The organism is Streptomyces sp. NPDC030021 (assembly GCF_055574035.1).
In genome coordinates this window covers 72,866-87,965 of the sequence record NZ_JBVIAH010000007.1, presented here as the reverse complement: position 1 = coordinate 87,965, position 15,100 = coordinate 72,866, and the positions used below count along the sequence as shown (strand labels likewise).

Annotated in this window: 13 protein-coding genes; 10 read left to right on the top strand and 3 right to left on the bottom strand. The window is 73.3% G+C overall.

The genetic code is table 11. From position 1 onward, the window contains the following. Positions 1–13: 13 nt before the first annotated feature. Both ACZ4YL_RS15665 and ACZ4YL_RS15660 read right to left on the bottom strand, forming a co-directional pair. Positions 14–1,270, bottom strand: coding sequence for a TerD family protein (locus ACZ4YL_RS15665; RefSeq protein ID WP_468116898.1), 1,257 nt, complete (start codon positions 1,268–1,270; stop codon positions 14–16). Between the two features lie 268 nt (positions 1,271–1,538). Next, positions 1,539–3,062: an aldehyde dehydrogenase (NADP(+)) gene (locus ACZ4YL_RS15660; protein WP_468116896.1), complete on the bottom strand. Its 1,524-nt coding sequence runs from the start codon at positions 3,060–3,062 to the stop codon at positions 1,539–1,541. A gap of 127 nt (positions 3,063–3,189) precedes the next feature. On the opposite strand from ACZ4YL_RS15660, the gene ACZ4YL_RS15655 reads away from it, so the two are divergent. The 10 genes from ACZ4YL_RS15655 (at position 3,190) to ACZ4YL_RS15610 (ending at position 13,410) form a co-directional block, all read left to right on the top strand. Then, positions 3,190–3,972 carry an IclR family transcriptional regulator gene (locus ACZ4YL_RS15655; protein ID WP_202202105.1) on the top strand — a complete coding sequence of 261 codons (783 nt, stop codon included), beginning with the start codon at positions 3,190–3,192 and terminating at the stop codon, positions 3,970–3,972. 102 nt (positions 3,973–4,074) lie between these two features. Continuing rightward, complete coding sequence (locus ACZ4YL_RS15650; RefSeq protein ID WP_468116895.1) at positions 4,075–5,067, top strand: hypothetical protein; 993 nt, start codon at positions 4,075–4,077, stop codon at positions 5,065–5,067. A 5-nt stretch (positions 5,068–5,072) separates the two neighbouring features. Continuing rightward, positions 5,073–6,341 (top strand): sensor histidine kinase, encoded by a 1,269-nt coding sequence (locus tag ACZ4YL_RS15645; RefSeq protein ID WP_468117258.1) that lies wholly within the window; start codon positions 5,073–5,075, stop codon positions 6,339–6,341. After that, a complete protein-coding gene (locus ACZ4YL_RS15640; protein ID WP_468116894.1) occupies positions 6,338–7,036 on the top strand; it encodes a response regulator in 699 nt (232 codons plus the stop codon). The genes ACZ4YL_RS15645 and ACZ4YL_RS15640 overlap by 4 nt, the downstream gene beginning before the upstream one ends. A gap of 62 nt (positions 7,037–7,098) precedes the next feature. Beyond that, positions 7,099–8,547 carry a peptidoglycan D,D-transpeptidase FtsI family protein gene (locus ACZ4YL_RS15635; protein ID WP_468116892.1) on the top strand — a complete coding sequence of 483 codons (1,449 nt, stop codon included), beginning with the start codon at positions 7,099–7,101 and terminating at the stop codon, positions 8,545–8,547. Positions 8,548–8,610: 63 nt separating this feature from the next. Next, on the top strand, positions 8,611–9,111 hold the full coding sequence (locus ACZ4YL_RS15630; protein ID WP_468116890.1) for a GNAT family N-acetyltransferase: 501 nt from the start codon (positions 8,611–8,613) through the stop codon (positions 9,109–9,111). 65 nt (positions 9,112–9,176) lie between these two features. After that, positions 9,177–9,884, top strand: coding sequence for a DsbA family oxidoreductase (locus ACZ4YL_RS15625; protein ID WP_468116888.1), 708 nt, complete (start codon positions 9,177–9,179; stop codon positions 9,882–9,884). A 105-nt stretch (positions 9,885–9,989) separates the two neighbouring features. Further along, positions 9,990–11,051: an aminotransferase class V-fold PLP-dependent enzyme gene (locus ACZ4YL_RS15620; protein WP_468116887.1), complete on the top strand. Its 1,062-nt coding sequence runs from the start codon at positions 9,990–9,992 to the stop codon at positions 11,049–11,051. Positions 11,052–11,081: 30 nt separating this feature from the next. Further along, positions 11,082–12,185 (top strand): amidohydrolase family protein, encoded by a 1,104-nt coding sequence (locus ACZ4YL_RS15615; protein WP_468116885.1) that lies wholly within the window; start codon positions 11,082–11,084, stop codon positions 12,183–12,185. A 292-nt stretch (positions 12,186–12,477) separates the two neighbouring features. Next, a complete protein-coding gene (locus ACZ4YL_RS15610; protein WP_468116883.1) occupies positions 12,478–13,410 on the top strand; it encodes an SCO1860 family LAETG-anchored protein in 933 nt (310 codons plus the stop codon). 166 nt (positions 13,411–13,576) lie between these two features. On the opposite strand, the gene ACZ4YL_RS15605 is transcribed toward ACZ4YL_RS15610, so the two are convergent. Next, positions 13,577–14,818, bottom strand: coding sequence for a CapA family protein (locus ACZ4YL_RS15605; RefSeq protein WP_468116881.1), 1,242 nt, complete (start codon positions 14,816–14,818; stop codon positions 13,577–13,579). Positions 14,819–15,100: the final 282 nt, after the last annotated feature.

Sequence of the window (15,100 nt, the reverse complement as noted above, 5' to 3'; positions counted from 1 at the left end):
CCCGCCCACCTGCTCAGAGTGCCTGCGCGGCGGGCTTGACCATGCCGCGCACTGTGCGCGACTTCACAAAGTCGCCCATGGCGGTCATCTCCCACTCGCCGGAGAACTGCTTGATCAGCTTGGCCATCATCACGCCGGTCTGGGGCTCGGCGCTCGTGAGGTCGAAGCGCACCAGCTCCTCGCCGCTCGCCGCGTCGATGAGACGGCAGTAGGCCTTGGCCACCTCGGTGAACTTCTGGCCGGAGAAGGAGTTCACCGTGAACACCAGGCCGGTGGCGTCGGCGGGGATCCGGCCGAGGTCCACGACGATCACCTCGTCGTCGCCCGAGCCCTCACCGGTGAGGTTGTCACCGGAGTGCTTGATGGCACCGCCCAGGATGGACAGCTTGCCGAAGTAGCAGCTGTCGATGTGGTTGCGCTGGGGGCCGTACGCGATGACGGAGGCGTCGAGGTCGATGTCCTTGCCGCGGAAGGCCGGCTCCCAGCCCAGACCCATCTTGACCTGGGAGAGCAGCGGGCGGCCGCCCTTGACCAGGGAGACGGTCTGGTTCTTCTGGAGGCTGACCCGGCCCTTGTCGAGGTTGATCTTCCCGGCGGCGGGCGCGGGGGCCGCGGGTGCGGGAGGTGCCACGGGGGCGGCCGGGGCGGGAGCCGCGGGCGTGGTGGCGCCGCCGAGCCAGGGGGAGGCCGGGTAGGAGACCGGCGGGGTCGGGGGCACGGGGGGCGCCGGGGGCGCGGGCGGGGTCACGGCCTGGGGCGCCGCGGGCTCCTCGTCCACGGAGACCCCGAAGTCGGTGGCGATGCCCGCGAGACCGTTGGCGTACCCCTGGCCGACCGCGCGCACCTTCCACACGCCGCCGCGCTGGTAGACCTCGACGACGACGAGCGCGGTCTCGGTGCCCAGCCGCGGCGGGGTGAAGGAGGCGATCACCGCGCCGCCGTCGGCGTTGCGCACGGTGCCGGTGGGCTCGATGCCCTGGAAGGACTGTCCGGCGGCGTCGGGGCTGGCGGTGACCACGATCCGCTCGATGCCCGGGGGCAGGGCGGCCGTGTCCACGGTGATCGAGTCCGGTGCCGTACCCCCGCCGGACCGGTAGCTGACACCGGGCCCGGAGGGCTGGTTGAAGAAGATGAAGTCGGCGTCGGAGCGCACCTTGCCGTCCGCCGTCAGGAGCAGGGCCGATACGTCGAGCCGTACCGGCGCAGCCACGTCGACCGTCACGCGGACGGCATTGAGCGGCAGGTTGGATCCAGGGGTCATAGCGGTCATGCCCGGAGAACGACCGGAGGTGCTTTGCCGTTCCCTTACCCTCGCGGGATGTTTCGGCACGTTCGGGATGTCAGCGCTGATTGCGGGGGTGGCCGCGGTGCGGCCCCGGTGGGTGATGACGACGGAGTCGTGCCGGTGGCGTTCGTACGTGAACCCGTGCGGCTTTGGCATGCGGCGCAGACTGCCGCGACGGACGGGGGCGGGCAAACGGGATTTCCGGTGTCCCGGCGGGCGGCGGGCGGCGAGGCCTGCCGGGACACCGGGACGCTCAGCCCCCGGTGACCTGACGCGGCAGCCCCAGCGGGTTGGCCTCGCGCAGCTCCGCCGGAAGGAGTGCGTCCGGCACGGACTGGTAGGCCACCGGACGCAGCCAGCGCTCGATCGCCGTGCCACCCACCGAGGTGGAGTGCGAGGTCGCGGCCGGGTACGGGCCGCCGTGGTGCTGGGCCGGGGCCACCGCGACCCCGGTCGGCCAGCCGTTGACCACGATCCGCCCCGCCAGCCCGGTGACCTGCCCGATCAGCTCGGCGGCCGGGCCGGGCGCGCCCTCGGTCTCGGCGGCCGACAGCTGGAGGGTGGCGCTCAGGTTCCCGCCGAGGAGCCCGAGGACCGCGCTCGCCTCGCCCTGGTCGGCGTACCGCACGACGACGGTGACCGGACCGAAGCACTCCTCCAGGAGGACGTCGTACCCGCGGCCTTCCAGGAGGCTCCCGGCGCGCACGGTCAGGTAGCCCGCGCCGACGGTGTGCTCGCCGCCGGACCCCGGGGTCACGGGCGCGTCGACGCCGGGCAGCGCGGCCCGCTCGCGCACCCCGGAGACGAAGTTCTCCCGCATCCGGTGGTCGAGCAGCACCCCCGGCTCGGTCTCCCCGAGCGCCTTGGTGAGCTCGCCGGTCACCCGGTCGCCGTCCGCGCCCTCGGGGACCAGCACCAGGCCGGGCTTCACGCAGAACTGGCCGACGCCGAGGGTGACCGAGCCCGCGAGCCCGGCGCCGATCTCCTCGGCGCGCTCGGCGGCGGCGGCCGGGGTGACCACGACGGGGTTGAGGGAGCCCAGCTCACCGTGGAAGGGGATGGGCACGGGCCGGGCGGCGGCCGCGTCGAACAGGGCTCGCCCGCCCCGGATGGAACCGGTGAATCCGGCGGCCGCCACCAGCGGATGGCGGATCAGCTCCAGGCCGGCGTCGAACCCGTGGACCACGCTCACCACTTCGGCCGGGAGCCCGGTCAGGGCCGCGGCCCGGCGCAGCAGCGAGGCGCACAGCTCGGAGGTGGCGGGGTGGTCGGGGTGCGCCTTGACGACCACCGGACAGCCGGCGGCGAGCGCGCTCGCGGTGTCCCCGCCGGGGACGGAGAAGGCGAGCGGGAAGTTGGAGGCGGCGTAGACCGCGACCACGCCCAGCGGGACCTTGTAGCGGCGCAGTTCGGGGCGCGGCGGGCTGAGGGAGGGGTCGGCGCGGTCGATCCGGATGTCGAGGTAGGCCCCGGCGTCCACGGCGTCGGCGAAGGCGCGCAGCTGGCCGGTGGTGCGGGCCAGTTCGCCGGTGAGCCGGCCCGGGCCGAGCGCGGTCTCGGCGTCGGCGGCCTCGATCACATGGGCGGCGGCCTCGTCCAGCAGCGCGGCGGCGGCGCGCAGGAAGGCGGCGCGCACGGTGGCGTCGGCGAGCGAGCCACGGGCGGCGTGGGCGGCCCGTACGGCTTCGTCCACCTCGCCGGGTGTGGCCTCCACCGCAACCTGTTCGCGCTGCTTCCCGGTGCGGGGGTCCACACTCCAGACTGGTGTCGTTGTCATGGCCCACTGCCTCCTGGATCGTTCAGTATTCTGAACGCGGTTCCGGTGGATGAATGATCACATCTGCTGTGGACTCTATTTCCGCGTCCTCGGCGTGACAAGAGGCGACCAGAGGGGAAGCAGGCGTATGACGACGACCGAGTCCGGGATCCCCGCCCAGGCGGCGCCGGTCAAATCGGCGGTGCGGACCGTCCTGCTGCTGGAGCACTTCGCGGCGCGGCCGGGGCTGCACAGCCTGGCCGACATCCAGAACGACCTCTCCCTGCCGAAGTCCAGCCTCTACATGCTGCTGCGGACGCTGGTGAATCTGGGGTGGGTGGAGACGGACGCGACGGGCACCCGGTACGGCATCGGCGTACGGGCCCTGCTGGTCGGCAGTTCGTACATCGACGGCGACGAGGTGGTCGCCGCGGCCCGGCCCACCCTGGACCGGCTCTCCGACGACACCACGGAGACCATCCACCTGGCCCGGCTGGACGGGACGAGCGTGGTCTACCTCGCCACCCGGCAGTCCCAGCACTACCTGCGCCCCTTCACCCGGGTCGGGCGGCGGCTGCCCGTGCACTCGACCGCGCTGGGAAAGGCCCTGCTGGCCACGCACACGGACCAGGAGGTACGGGGGCTGCTGCCGCGGCGCCTGGAGGCGGTCACCGAGCACACGGTCACCGACCGGGAGCAGCTGATCGAGGAGCTGGCACTGGTGCGGGAGCAGGGGTACGCGGTGGACCGGGAGGAGAACACACTCGGGCTGCGCTGCTTCGGGGTGGCCGTGCCGTACCGGACGCCGGCACGGGACGCGGTGAGCTGCTCGGTCCCGGTGGCCCGGCTGACGGGGGAGCACGAGCAGGTCATCAAGGCGGCGTTGTTCGAGGCGCGGGACCGGCTGTCGGTCGTGACGCGCCGGATGTGACACGCGGCGCAGCCGGGGCGACGGTTGTACTCCCCCGCGTGGGGGAGGCGGTTCCCCTTCCAGGGGGAGGTGGCGGGGCCGCGCGGGCGCGACCGTTGAGTCATGAACACGCGAGAGACGCACCCGAGTGACCTGACGGAAGTGAAGCGGCCGTCGCCCTCCCGCCTGGGAAGCGGGCGGCGGATCCTGCGGGCGGTGGCCCTGACCGCCACCGTGCCGTATCTGGGGCTCAAGACGGTCTGGCTGTGCGGGAGTCACCTCGGGATACCCGAGGGCAGCGTGCTGCGGGAGCCGGGCCCGTTCTTCAACGCGGCCAATGCCGTCACGCTTGCCATGGACGCCTGCGTGATCCTGCTCGTGCTGGTGCTCACCAGGCCCTGGGGCATACGGGTGCCGGGCCCGCTGCTGACCGTTCCGGTGTTCGTGGCCACCGGGCTGCTGACCCCGATCCTCCTCGGCTTCCCGGGCCAACTGCTCGTACGGGCCGTCGGCTTCGGCGCGGACCCGGCGGTGGAGGCGGTGCGGAAGCCCTTCCTGGACCCGTGGGTGTTCCACGTCGTCTACACCGGATTCACCGTCCAAGGACTCGCCCTGGCCGCTCTGTTCGTGCCCTATGCGCGGGAGCGCTGGGGGCGGCCCTGGCGGGGCGTGACGGGGGAGCGGCTGCCGTCGCCCACGGGGGTGGTGGCGGCAGCCGCGGCAGCCGTCGGCTTGGCGGTCGCGGGAGTGCTGGTGCACTGGGCCTTCGGAGGTGCCGCCGGTCTGGGCACCGAGCGGGCGGCCGCGTACTCCGCGGACACGGCCGTGGTGTCCGCGGTCCACGCCATATGCGCGCTCGCCGCCGGAGCGGGGGCCCTGCTGCTGGCCCGTGGCGGGACGCTGCGGGCACGTTGGCCGCTGGGCCTCGCCTGGATCGGCGGGGCGGCGACGCTGAGCTGGGGGGCATGGATGACGGTCTCCGCACTGGGACCACAGCTGGACGGCGGCGAAGGCCCTCCCGCCACAACGCTGTTGATCTACGCTGGTCAGATGATCACCGGATTGCTCACCGGCACCGTCCTCATACGGTTCCTCACCACCCGCCGCCCGGGGTGAGCCGGCTGCCGGTGGCGCGGGCCCGGTGGCGCTGGGTGCACCTGATCCTCGGCGGCGCCCTGCTCATGCCGTACTTCCTGCTCACGCAGGTGGTGGTCGGTGTCGTCGCGGGCGGGGTCAACGCGCTCGACTCCGCCCCGCTCACCTTCCTCGCCTACGCCGCCTCCCTGCCCCTCGTCGCGGTCACGGCGCTGGTCGGGCCGGTCCGGCCGATGTCGGTGGCCGCCGTCCGGGCCATGTGCGAGGTGCCGGGGGAGCGGCTGGCCGACGGTCCGGCCACGTCCTGGGCCGCCCGGGGACGGGCCTCGGCCTGGTGGACCCTGCACCTGGGGACCGGCGCGCTGATCAGCGGAATGACCCTCGCGGTGCCGCCCATGGCGGTCATGCTGATCGCGGTGCCGGCCGTGGGGCGGCTGCGGGCCGTCCGGCTGGGGTACGGCTGGTTCGCCACGGACGCCGGCCCGTACATCGCCCCCCTGGCCGGGATCGGGCTGCTGGCCGGGCTCACCCTGTGCGCCGTCGGGGCCGGGAAGCTGCTGGCCAGGATGGCGCCCGTACTGCTCGGGCCCACGGCGGCCGACCGGCTGGCCGCGGCCGAGGAGCGGGCCGCCGACCTGGCCGTGCGCAACCGGCTGGCTCGGGAACTGCACGACGCGGTCGGGCACGCCCTGAGCGCCGTCACCCTCCAGGCCGCCGCCGCCCGGCGCATGCTGGAGCGCGACCCCGACTTCGTACGGGAGGCGCTGGCCGCGATCGAGGACACCACGCGGCGGACGGTGGGCGAGCTCGACGCCGTCCTGGGCCTGCTGCGGGACGGGGACCCGGCCCGGCCGGACGCCGCGCCCGCGCCCACCCTCGCCGCCGACCTCGACGGACTGCTGGCCCGCACCCGGGCCGCCGGCACCACGGTCACCGCGCACCAGGACCCCGGACCCGCCGGGGACTGGGCCGCCCTCCCGGCGATCACCTCCCGCGAGGCGTACCGGATCGTCCAGGAGGGCCTCACCAACGCCCTGCGGCACGGCGCGGGCCCGGTGGATCTGCGGATCCGCGTACAGGCAGGCCCCGACACCGCACACCGTGAACTGGAGATCACCATGACCAATCCGCCGGCGGCGCCCGCCGAGGACCGGGAGACCCGTACCACCGGGGGCCGCGGACTGCGCGGCGCCGCGGAACGCGCCGCACTGCTCGGCGGCAGCGTCGAGGCCGGCCCGCACGGGGACCGGTGGCGGCTGCGGGCCGTCCTCCCGCTCGCCGGGGAAGCCCGATGACCGCCGTTCCCGCGCCCGCGCCCGTTCCCGCGCCGCGGCCGCCGCTGCGCATCGTGGTCTGCGACGACGAGCGGATGGTCCGCACCGCGCTGCGGGTCATCCTGGAGGCCGAAGCCGACCTGGAGGTCGTCGGTGAGGCGGCCACCGGGGCCGAGGCGGTTCCGCTGGTCCGCTCACTGGCCCCCGATGTGGTGCTCATGGACGTCCGGATGCCCGAGATCGACGGCATCCGGGCCACCCAGCAGATCCTCGCCACCATGGCCGAGCCGCCCCGGATCGTGGTCGTCACCACCTTCGAGAACGACGCCTACGTCTACGACGCGCTGCGCGCGGGAGCCGCCGGCTTCCTCCTCAAGCGGGCCGACCCCGACGAGCTGATCGGTGCGGTCCGGCTCGTCGCCCGCGGCGACTCGCTGCTCTTCCCGGCCGCCGTCCGCTCCCTTGCCGCCGCCCACACGGCCGGCGCCCCGCCCGCCGACGCGCCCTGGGTGGCCCGGCTCACCGAGCGCGAGGCCGACGTCCTGCGCCTGATGGCCACCGGGCTGTCCAACCACGAGATGAGCGAGCGCCTCGGCGTCGGGCCGCAGACCGTCAAGACCCACGTCGCGGCGGTCCTCACCAAGACCGGCTCCCGCGACCGCACCCAGGCGGTCATCGCGGCCTACGAGGGAGGCTTCATCATGAAGAAAAGCTGAGAACCCCGCCACAATCGGGGCAGAGCGGAACGGCTGGGACCGCAGAGACGTCCTTCTGGGGGATGAACAAGACGATCAGGCGTGCGTCGGTCTTCTGTCTGCTTCTGGTGCTGGCCCTGCTGGTCCGCGTCACCTGGGTGCAGGCATACCAAGGCCAGGCCCTCGCAGACGACAAGCACAACCGCCGGAATCTCATCGGGCAGTACGAGAACCCGCTGGGCAACATCATCGTGGGCGGGGAGGCGATCACCGGCTCGGAGAAGACGGGCGGCAAGGACTTCGGCTACAAGCGGACGTACGTCGACGGCCCCCTCTACGCACCCATCACGGGCTACAGCTCCCAGGCCTACGGCACCACCCTGCTGGAGGGCATCTACAAGAACGTCCTCAACGGCTCCGACAGCCGGCTGAAGACCGTGATGGACATGCTCACCAACAAGCGGGCCTCCCCCGGCAACGTCCTGACCACGATCGACAAGGACGTCCAGAAGGCCACCTACGACGCGCTCCAGGGCAAGCAGGGCGCGGCCGTGGCCATGGACCCCAAGACCGGCGAGATCCTCGCCGTGGTGAACAACCCCTCCTTCGACCCGGGCAGCATCGCCGGCGCCGACGACCAGAAGGCCTGGGACGCCCTCTCCGCGGACAAGGGCAAGGCCATGGAGAACGTGGCGCTGCGCAAGCCCCAGGCGCCCGGCTCCACCTTCAAGCTGGTCACCCTCGCCGCGGCGATCGAGAACGGACTCGTCACCGACCTCGACCGGCAGACCGGGATCGCCGACCCGTACACGATCCCCGGCACCCGCACCCCGCTGCCCAGCGAGGCGGGCTCCGCGGCCTGCAACAACGTCTCGGTGCGCACCGCCCTGAAGCTGTCCTGCAACAACGTCTTCGCCGAGCTCGCCTCCAAGCTGGGCCAGGACAAGATGCGGGCGACGGCCGAGAAGCTCGGTTTCAACGTGCAGATCGACACCCCGGTCCGCACCAACCCGCCCAGCAAGTACCCGTCGAAGAAGATGTCGGTCGACCAGGTCGCGCAGACCGGTATCGGCCAGTTCGACGTGCAGGCCACCCCGCTCCAGATGGCGATGGTGACGGCCGCGATCGAGAACGGCGGCAAGCTCGTCGCCCCGCACCTGGTCTCCGAGGTCACCGACGCGGGCGGCGACGTGCTGGAGAGCTTCAAGGACCCGAAGTCCCAGCAGGTCATGGGAGAGAGGACCGCCTCGATGATCCGCGACGCCATGCGTACGGTCGCCACCGAGGGCGGCGGCAAGCCGGCCCAGGTGTCCGGCGCCGAGGTCGGCGGCAAGACCGGTACCGCCCAGCGCGGTGTCAACAACAGCCTCGCACCGCTGGCCTGGTTCACCTCGTACGGCAAGTCGAACGGCAAGCAGATCGCGGTGGCCGTGGTGATCGAGAACTCCGACACCGACCGCTCCGAGATCGGCGGCGGGAAGCTGGCCGCCCCCATCGCCCAGAAGATGATGGAGGCGTGGCTGAAGAAGTAGCCACGAAGGCCGCGCGGCGGGTGCGCCGGGAACCGTCGAGGCTCCCGGCGCGTTCCCACTCCCATGATCAGAGCCGCGCACCCCGCCGACCTCCCCGCGATCGCCGCCCTGCACACCCGGGCCCGCGCCACCTACTACCAGGGCCACATCCCCGAGCAGGCCTACCTGGGCGACGCCGAGCTCCAGCGGACCCGCGAGGGCTGGTCGCACGCCATCGCCCGGGACACGGCCGAGGGCGAGGTGTTCTGCGCCGAGCAGGACGGCGAGCTCACCGGGGTCGCCGCGTTCCGCACGCGGGACGGCGAGACCACCCTCACCCAGCTCCACGTCGACCCCGTCCACTGGCGCCGCGGCACCGGGGCCGCCCTGCACGCCGCCTGCCTGGACGCCTGGCGGCGGGCCGGAATCCGCCGGGTCCGCCTGGAGGTCTACGAGCACAACCTCCGCGCCCAGGCCTTCTACGCCACGCAGGGCTGGCGCGCGGACCCGTCGGCCCCCCGCTCGGGCACCCACCGCACCCTCTGGCTGCAGGTGGGCCAGGTGCCGGTCCCGTCCGGGGAATGAGACGGGGCGGTGAATGGTTGAACCACAAACCGTTTCCCCCCTTGAACCCGGAGAGAAGAAGGATCATGCGCGTCGAAATCTGGAGCGACATCGCTTGTCCCTGGTGCTACATCGGGAAGGCCCGTTTCACCAAGGGACTGGCCGAGTTCGCGCACAGCGACGAGGTCGAGGTCGTCTTCCGGTCCTTCGAGCTCGACCCGGGCGGGGCGAAGGGCGTCACCGCCCCCGTCGTGGAGATGCTCGCCAAGAAGTACGGCCGCACCCTCGACGAGGCGCGCGGCATGGAGGAGCACGTCGCCGCCAGCGCCCGCGCCGAGGGGCTCACGTACCGGACCGAGGGCCGCGACCACGGCAACACCTTCGACATCCACCGGCTGCTGCACCTGGCCGCCGCCCGCGGCCGCCAGGAAGAGCTGCTCGACCTCGCCTACCGGGCCAACTTCGCCGAGGAGCGCTCCGTCTTCGACCCCGAGGTGCTGATCGCGCTCGCCGTCGAGGCCGGACTGGACGAGGCCGAGGCCCGCACCGTCCTCGCCGACGGCTCCGCCTACGCCGACGAGGTCCGGGCCGACGAGCGCGAAGCCGCCGAGCTGGGCGCGAACGCCGTGCCGTTCTTCGTCCTCGACCGCCGCTACGGGATCTCCGGCGGACAGCCGGCCGAGGTGTTCACCCGGGCCCTGGAGCAGGCGTGGGCCGGGCGCGAGGTCGAGGAACCGGCCGCGGCCGCCGAGGCCTGCGAGCCCGACGGCGCGTGCGCGGTCCCCCAGGCATAGGGAGCACCCGGGGAGACATGGAGGACTCGGGCGACTCGGGCGACTCGGGCGACTCGGGGGTCCGGGCGATGGACTGCGGGCCGTTCCTGACGCAGAGTTGACGGCATGGATCTTCCGCTCGCCGAAGCGACCCGTGCCGAGTTCGCCCACTCCACCACCTACCTCAACACCGCCAAGTGCGGGGTCGTCCCGCGTTCCGCCGTCGCGGCCGTACGGGAGCTGGCCGAGGCGGCGGGGGCCGGGCTCCCCACCGGCTTCGGTGACTTCGACCGCGTGAACGGGGCCCGGGCGGCCTTCGCCCGCCTGGTCGGGGTGGACACCGACCGGGTGTCCATCGGCTCGGCCGTCTCCACCCACGTCGGCCTGGTCGCCGCCTCGCTCCCGCCCGGCGCCGAAGTGCTGTGCCCCGAGGGCGAGTTCTCCTCCGTGATCAACCCCTTCGTGGCGCGCGGCGACCTCAAGGTGCGCTTCGCCCCGCTCGAATCCGTCGCCGAGGCCGTGGGCCCCGGCACCGCCCTGGTCTCGCTGAGCGCCGTGCAGTCCGCGGACGGCCGCAAGGCCGACCTGGCGGCGGTGCGCGCGGCGGCGACCGCGCACGGGGCCCGGATGCTCGTGGACGCGACCCAGGCGGTCGGGTGGCTCCCGTTCGACGCCTCGCCGTACGAGTACACGGTCGCCGCCGGGTTCAAATGGCTGCTCGGCGTGCGCGGAGCCTCGTACCTGACCGTGTCGGCGGAGGCCCAGGACACGCTGACCCCGCTGCACGCCGGATGGGTTCCGGCGGTGGCCGAGGGGGACGCCACCTACGGGCCGATGGCGGAACTCGCCCACGGGGCGCGGCGGTTCGACGAGTCCCCGGCCTTCCTCGCCTACCACGCCTCCGAGCCCGCGCTGGCCCTGCTGGAGCGGATCGGCATCGAGGCCGTCCACGCCCACGACACCGCCCTGGCCGCCCGCTACCGGGCCGGGATCGCGCGCCTGGGCCACGAGCCCGTCCCCGGCGACTCCGCCATCGTCTCCGTGCCGGGCCTCGCCGGCCGGCAGCCCGCCCTGGAGGCCGCCGGCATCGTCACATCGGCCCGCGCGGGCCTCCTGCGGGCCTCGTTCCACCTCTACAACACGGAGGCGGACGTGGACCGGCTCCTGGACGCCCTCTCCGCCTCCTGAAGCGGCAGGGCCCGTGCGTACAGTGCCGCCATGAGCGATGTGAGCGGTGTGAGCGACGTACTGCACGTCAAGGGCCGGGTGCTGGTCGGCCCCGACGAGGTACGCGACGAGCTGTGGGTGGTCGGCGGGCGGATCTCCTACGAGCGCCCGCGCGGCACCCGCGAGGTCACCGCGGTGACCGGCTGGGCCCTGCCCGGACTGGTCGACGCGCACTGCCACGTGGGCCTGGACGCCCACGGCCCGGTCGACGCCGAGACCGCCGAGCGTCAGGCCCTCACCGACCGCGACGCCGGCACCCTCCTCATCCGGGACGCCGGTTCGCCCTCCGACACCCGCTGGATCGACGACCGCGAGGATCTGCCGAAGATCATCCGGGCCGGGCGGCACATCGCGCGCACCCGCCGCTACATCCGCAACTACGCCCACGAGATCGAACCCGCCGACCTCGTCGAGTACGTCGGCCGCGAGGCGCTGCGCGGCGACGGCTGGGTCAAACTCGTCGGCGACTGGATCGACCGCGAGGCCGGGGACCTCGCGGCCTGCTGGCCGCGCGCCGAGGTCGAGGCGGCCATCGCCGAGGCGCACCGGCTGGGCGCCCGCGTCACGGCGCACTGCTTCGCCGAGGACTCGCTGCGCGACCTGGTCGAGGCGGGCATCGACTGCATCGAACACGCCACCGGCCTCACCGAGGACACCATCCCGCTGTTCGCGGAGCGCGGGGTCGCGATCGTCCCGACGCTCGTGAACATCGCGAACTTCCCGAAGATGGCGGCGGGCGGCGAGGCGAAGTTCCCGCACTGGTCGGCGCACATGCGACGGCTCCACGAACGGCGCTACGACACCGTCCGAGCCGCCTACGACGCGGGCATCGAGGTCTTCGTCGGCACCGACGCGGGCGGCTCGCTGCCGCACGGCCTGGTCGCGGCTGAGGTCGCGGAGCTGGTCAAGGCCGGCATCCCGCCGATCGACGCCCTCTCCGCGACGGCCTGGGCGGCCCGCGAGTGGCTCGGCAGGCCGGGGCTGACCGAGGGGGCGCCCGCCGACCTCGTGGTGTACGCCGCCGATCCGCGGGCCGACGTACACGTGCTGGCGCGGCCGCTGCGGGTCGTCGTGAACGGCAGGGTCCGGGCCTGAGCCGTGCGTCCGTGCGGGCGGCGCCCGGTTGACGTCGCGTGACATCCGTGGCCCGTCGGTCGTTGAAGACGACCGGGCGGGCCGGGTGTCGGTGAAAGGAGACAACTTGCGTTCTTCATGAGGCGTAATGATTCGAATATGCGCCCGGAAACCACCCTTTGGGGTGAAGTCACGTCAGGTTCCCACTCGTTCACCCGCAGTGCGTAAAGATTCCGGGGTCGAGTCCGTCGGCGCCCGCGATGTCCCCCATCGGCGGCGCGACGGCACCCAACTCCCCGGGGGTTCCACCACCGTGAACAGCCATACCTTCCGCATGCCCGCGGCCGTCCTCCTCGCCACGGGAGCGGTGGCCCTGCTCACCGCTCCGCCCGCCTTCGCCACGGGAGGAGGCGCGGCCGGGGGTGAGGGCAAGGCCGGCGCCGTCGTCCTGCGTGCCGGACTGGACGTGGGCCTGCTCAACAAGACCGTGAACGTCCCGCTGAAGACGACCCTCAACGAGGTCAGTGCCCCGGCGACGGCCGAGAAGACGGCGCTGACCATCACCCTGGACGGGGTCGAGGGGAACGATCCGGTCAGTGTGCTGCGCGCCGAGGTGGCCACCTCCAAGGCGACCGCCGACAAGACCCGGGCCGAGGCGGAGGCGAACCTCGCCAAGGCCTCCGTCCACGTGCCCGGACTGCCGCTGCTCTCCCTCATCGAGGTGGAGAAGGTCACCTCCAAGGCCGTCTGCGAGGCGGGCAAGAAGCCGGTGGCGAGCGCGAACGCCCTCGGGAAGGTGACGGCGCTCGGCAAGAAGGTCACCCTGTCGGCGGGCGGCCCCACCGAGGTAGAGGTCCCCGGAGTGGGCCGGATCGACCTGGAGCTGTCCGCCACGGAGACCACCGACACCACGGCGGCCGCGGCCGCGCTCCGCCTGAAGGTGGCGGTGAACCCGCTGAACCTGAACGTGGCGAAGGTCGACGGCGAGATCGTGCTCGCCGAGGCGCACTGCGAGTCCCCGACGGGCGCGGCGCCGGCGGCGAACCCGCCCGCGGACCCGGACATCAAGCCCCAGACGGCGACGGGGACCGGCTCCGGTTCCGCCACGTCCGGCGGCGCCACCGGCGCCAACCTCGCCGAGACCGGCGGCGGTTCACTGACTCCCTACGTCGCAGGCGGGGCCCTGACCCTGCTCGCCATCGGCGGGGGCGCGCTCCTGATCACCCGGCGGGGCAGGGCCTCGTAGGGCGATCGGGAGCCCCGGGCCGCCGCCCGGCGCGCCCGCCCCGAGGAGCGCACGGAGGGGAGTGCTCAACGGGTGCCGGGCAAGGACGGGCGGCGTGTCCGGTGACTCATGGGCCGGCGGGCTCCGGCGGGCCCCGGCGGGGGACATGGACGGCGCTGGGACGTGCTCAGCGGGTGGCGTGTTCCAGCCCCTGTCCGCCCGCGCCACGGGACATCACGGCCTCGGTGACCTGCTGGTCGATCCGCGCGTACTCGCTCCGCTTCGCGGCCGGGAGCGAGGTGTCCGAGGCCGCGCAGGAGGCGCAGACGACGCGGAACGGCGGCCCCATGTCCGAGTACTGCGTGAGGTATTCGGCCTTCACCACCTCCCAGCGGCCCGGCCGGCCCGCCGCCGGGGAGAAGGTGAAGCGGGGGACCGAGGACTGGTTGCCGCGCAGCTTGTCGGCCGGTACGAAGCTGGCGACCTGGTCGCCCATCCCGAAGACCACCCAGGTGCCGTTGATCTTCTCGTAGGGCTGGGGCACGTGGTTGTGCGTGCCGATGATCAGATCGATGTCGGGGAGCCCGTCGGCCGAGCGGGAGGCGGTCAGCGCCTGCGCCAGCGCCTTCTGCTGTTCGTCCGGCGCGGTCTGCCACTCGGTGCCCCAGTGGACGCTGAGCACCACCACGTTCGCGCCCCCCGCCCGTGCGGCCCGGGCGTCGGCGATGATCCGGTCCTTGTCGATCAGATTGACGGCCCACGGCTTGCCCTGGGGAAGCGGGATGCCGTTCGTGCCGTACGTGTAGGAGAGCTGGGCGACCTTCGCGCCGCCCGCCGCGAGCAGCGCCGGGGCCTTGGCCTCCTCCGCGCTGCGGGCCGAGCCGACGTGCGGGATGCCGACCCGGTCGAGGTGCTCCAGGGTGCGGGCGAGGCCCTCGTAGCCGTCGTCCAGGGTGTGGTTCGATGCGGTGGAACAGCTGTCGTACCCGGCATCCTTGAGGGCGTCCGCCAACTGGTGCGGGGCCTTGAAGGTGGGATAGCCGGTGTAGGGGCCGCCGGGGCGCCCGTACGGTATCTCGTGGTGGCATATCGCCAGGCCGGCGGCGGAGACCAGGGGTTTGACCCCGGCGAGTATCTTCCGGAAGTCGTACTCCCCGGCCTTGCCCGCGTCGTCCGCCGACCGCTGGACGATCGACGGGTACGGGATGATGTCGCCGGTCGCCACCAGCGTGAACGGCTTCCCCGGGGCGGCGTCCGGCGGAGCGTCCGGCTTCCCCCGCGCCGGCTCGCCCTGCCCCGGATCGCCCTGGAGCCGCTGCTCCGAGGCGGGCGCCGCGCCGCTGTCGAGCAGCCGTGGCACGGCGTAGATCCCGCCGCCCACGACCGCGAGCGCGGCCAGCGCCGTGCCCGTCCTGACGTGTGCCTTCATTCCCGACCCCCGGTGTCATGCGCGGATGACCGATGCGGGGATCCTCACCCGGCCCCGCCCCCGTGGCCATCGTAGGGGGCCGAACGGGTGACGGCATCATCAGCGCTCGGTGAGGGCCGCAGGTCAGACGGGTGCCGTGAAGGCCGGTACGCGCAGCTCACGCTCGGCCCGCGCAGCTCACGCTCGGTACGCGCAGCTCACGCTCGGCCCGCGCAGCTCACGCTCGGTACGCGCAGCTCACGCTCGGCCCGCGCAGCTCACGCTCGGTACGCGCAGCTCACG

Excerpts from the sequence above, each read along its gene's own strand:
- ACZ4YL_RS15665 (WP_468116898.1), bottom strand. The coding sequence starts at position 1,270 with ATGACCGCTATGACCCCTGGATCCAACCTGCCGCTCAATGCCGTCCGC.
- ACZ4YL_RS15660 (WP_468116896.1), bottom strand. The coding sequence starts at position 3,062 with ATGACAACGACACCAGTCTGGAGTGTGGACCCCCGCACCGGGAAGCAG.
- ACZ4YL_RS15655 (WP_202202105.1), top strand. The coding sequence starts at position 3,190 with ATGACGACGACCGAGTCCGGGATCCCCGCCCAGGCGGCGCCGGTCAAA.
- ACZ4YL_RS15650 (WP_468116895.1), top strand. The coding sequence starts at position 4,075 with ATGAACACGCGAGAGACGCACCCGAGTGACCTGACGGAAGTGAAGCGG.
- ACZ4YL_RS15640 (WP_468116894.1), top strand. The coding sequence starts at position 6,338 with ATGACCGCCGTTCCCGCGCCCGCGCCCGTTCCCGCGCCGCGGCCGCCG.
- ACZ4YL_RS15635 (WP_468116892.1), top strand. The coding sequence starts at position 7,099 with ATGAACAAGACGATCAGGCGTGCGTCGGTCTTCTGTCTGCTTCTGGTG.
- ACZ4YL_RS15630 (WP_468116890.1), top strand. The coding sequence starts at position 8,611 with ATGATCAGAGCCGCGCACCCCGCCGACCTCCCCGCGATCGCCGCCCTG.
- ACZ4YL_RS15625 (WP_468116888.1), top strand. The coding sequence starts at position 9,177 with ATGCGCGTCGAAATCTGGAGCGACATCGCTTGTCCCTGGTGCTACATC.
- ACZ4YL_RS15620 (WP_468116887.1), top strand. The coding sequence starts at position 9,990 with ATGGATCTTCCGCTCGCCGAAGCGACCCGTGCCGAGTTCGCCCACTCC.
- ACZ4YL_RS15615 (WP_468116885.1), top strand. The coding sequence starts at position 11,082 with ATGAGCGATGTGAGCGGTGTGAGCGACGTACTGCACGTCAAGGGCCGG.
- ACZ4YL_RS15605 (WP_468116881.1), bottom strand. The coding sequence starts at position 14,818 with ATGAAGGCACACGTCAGGACGGGCACGGCGCTGGCCGCGCTCGCGGTC.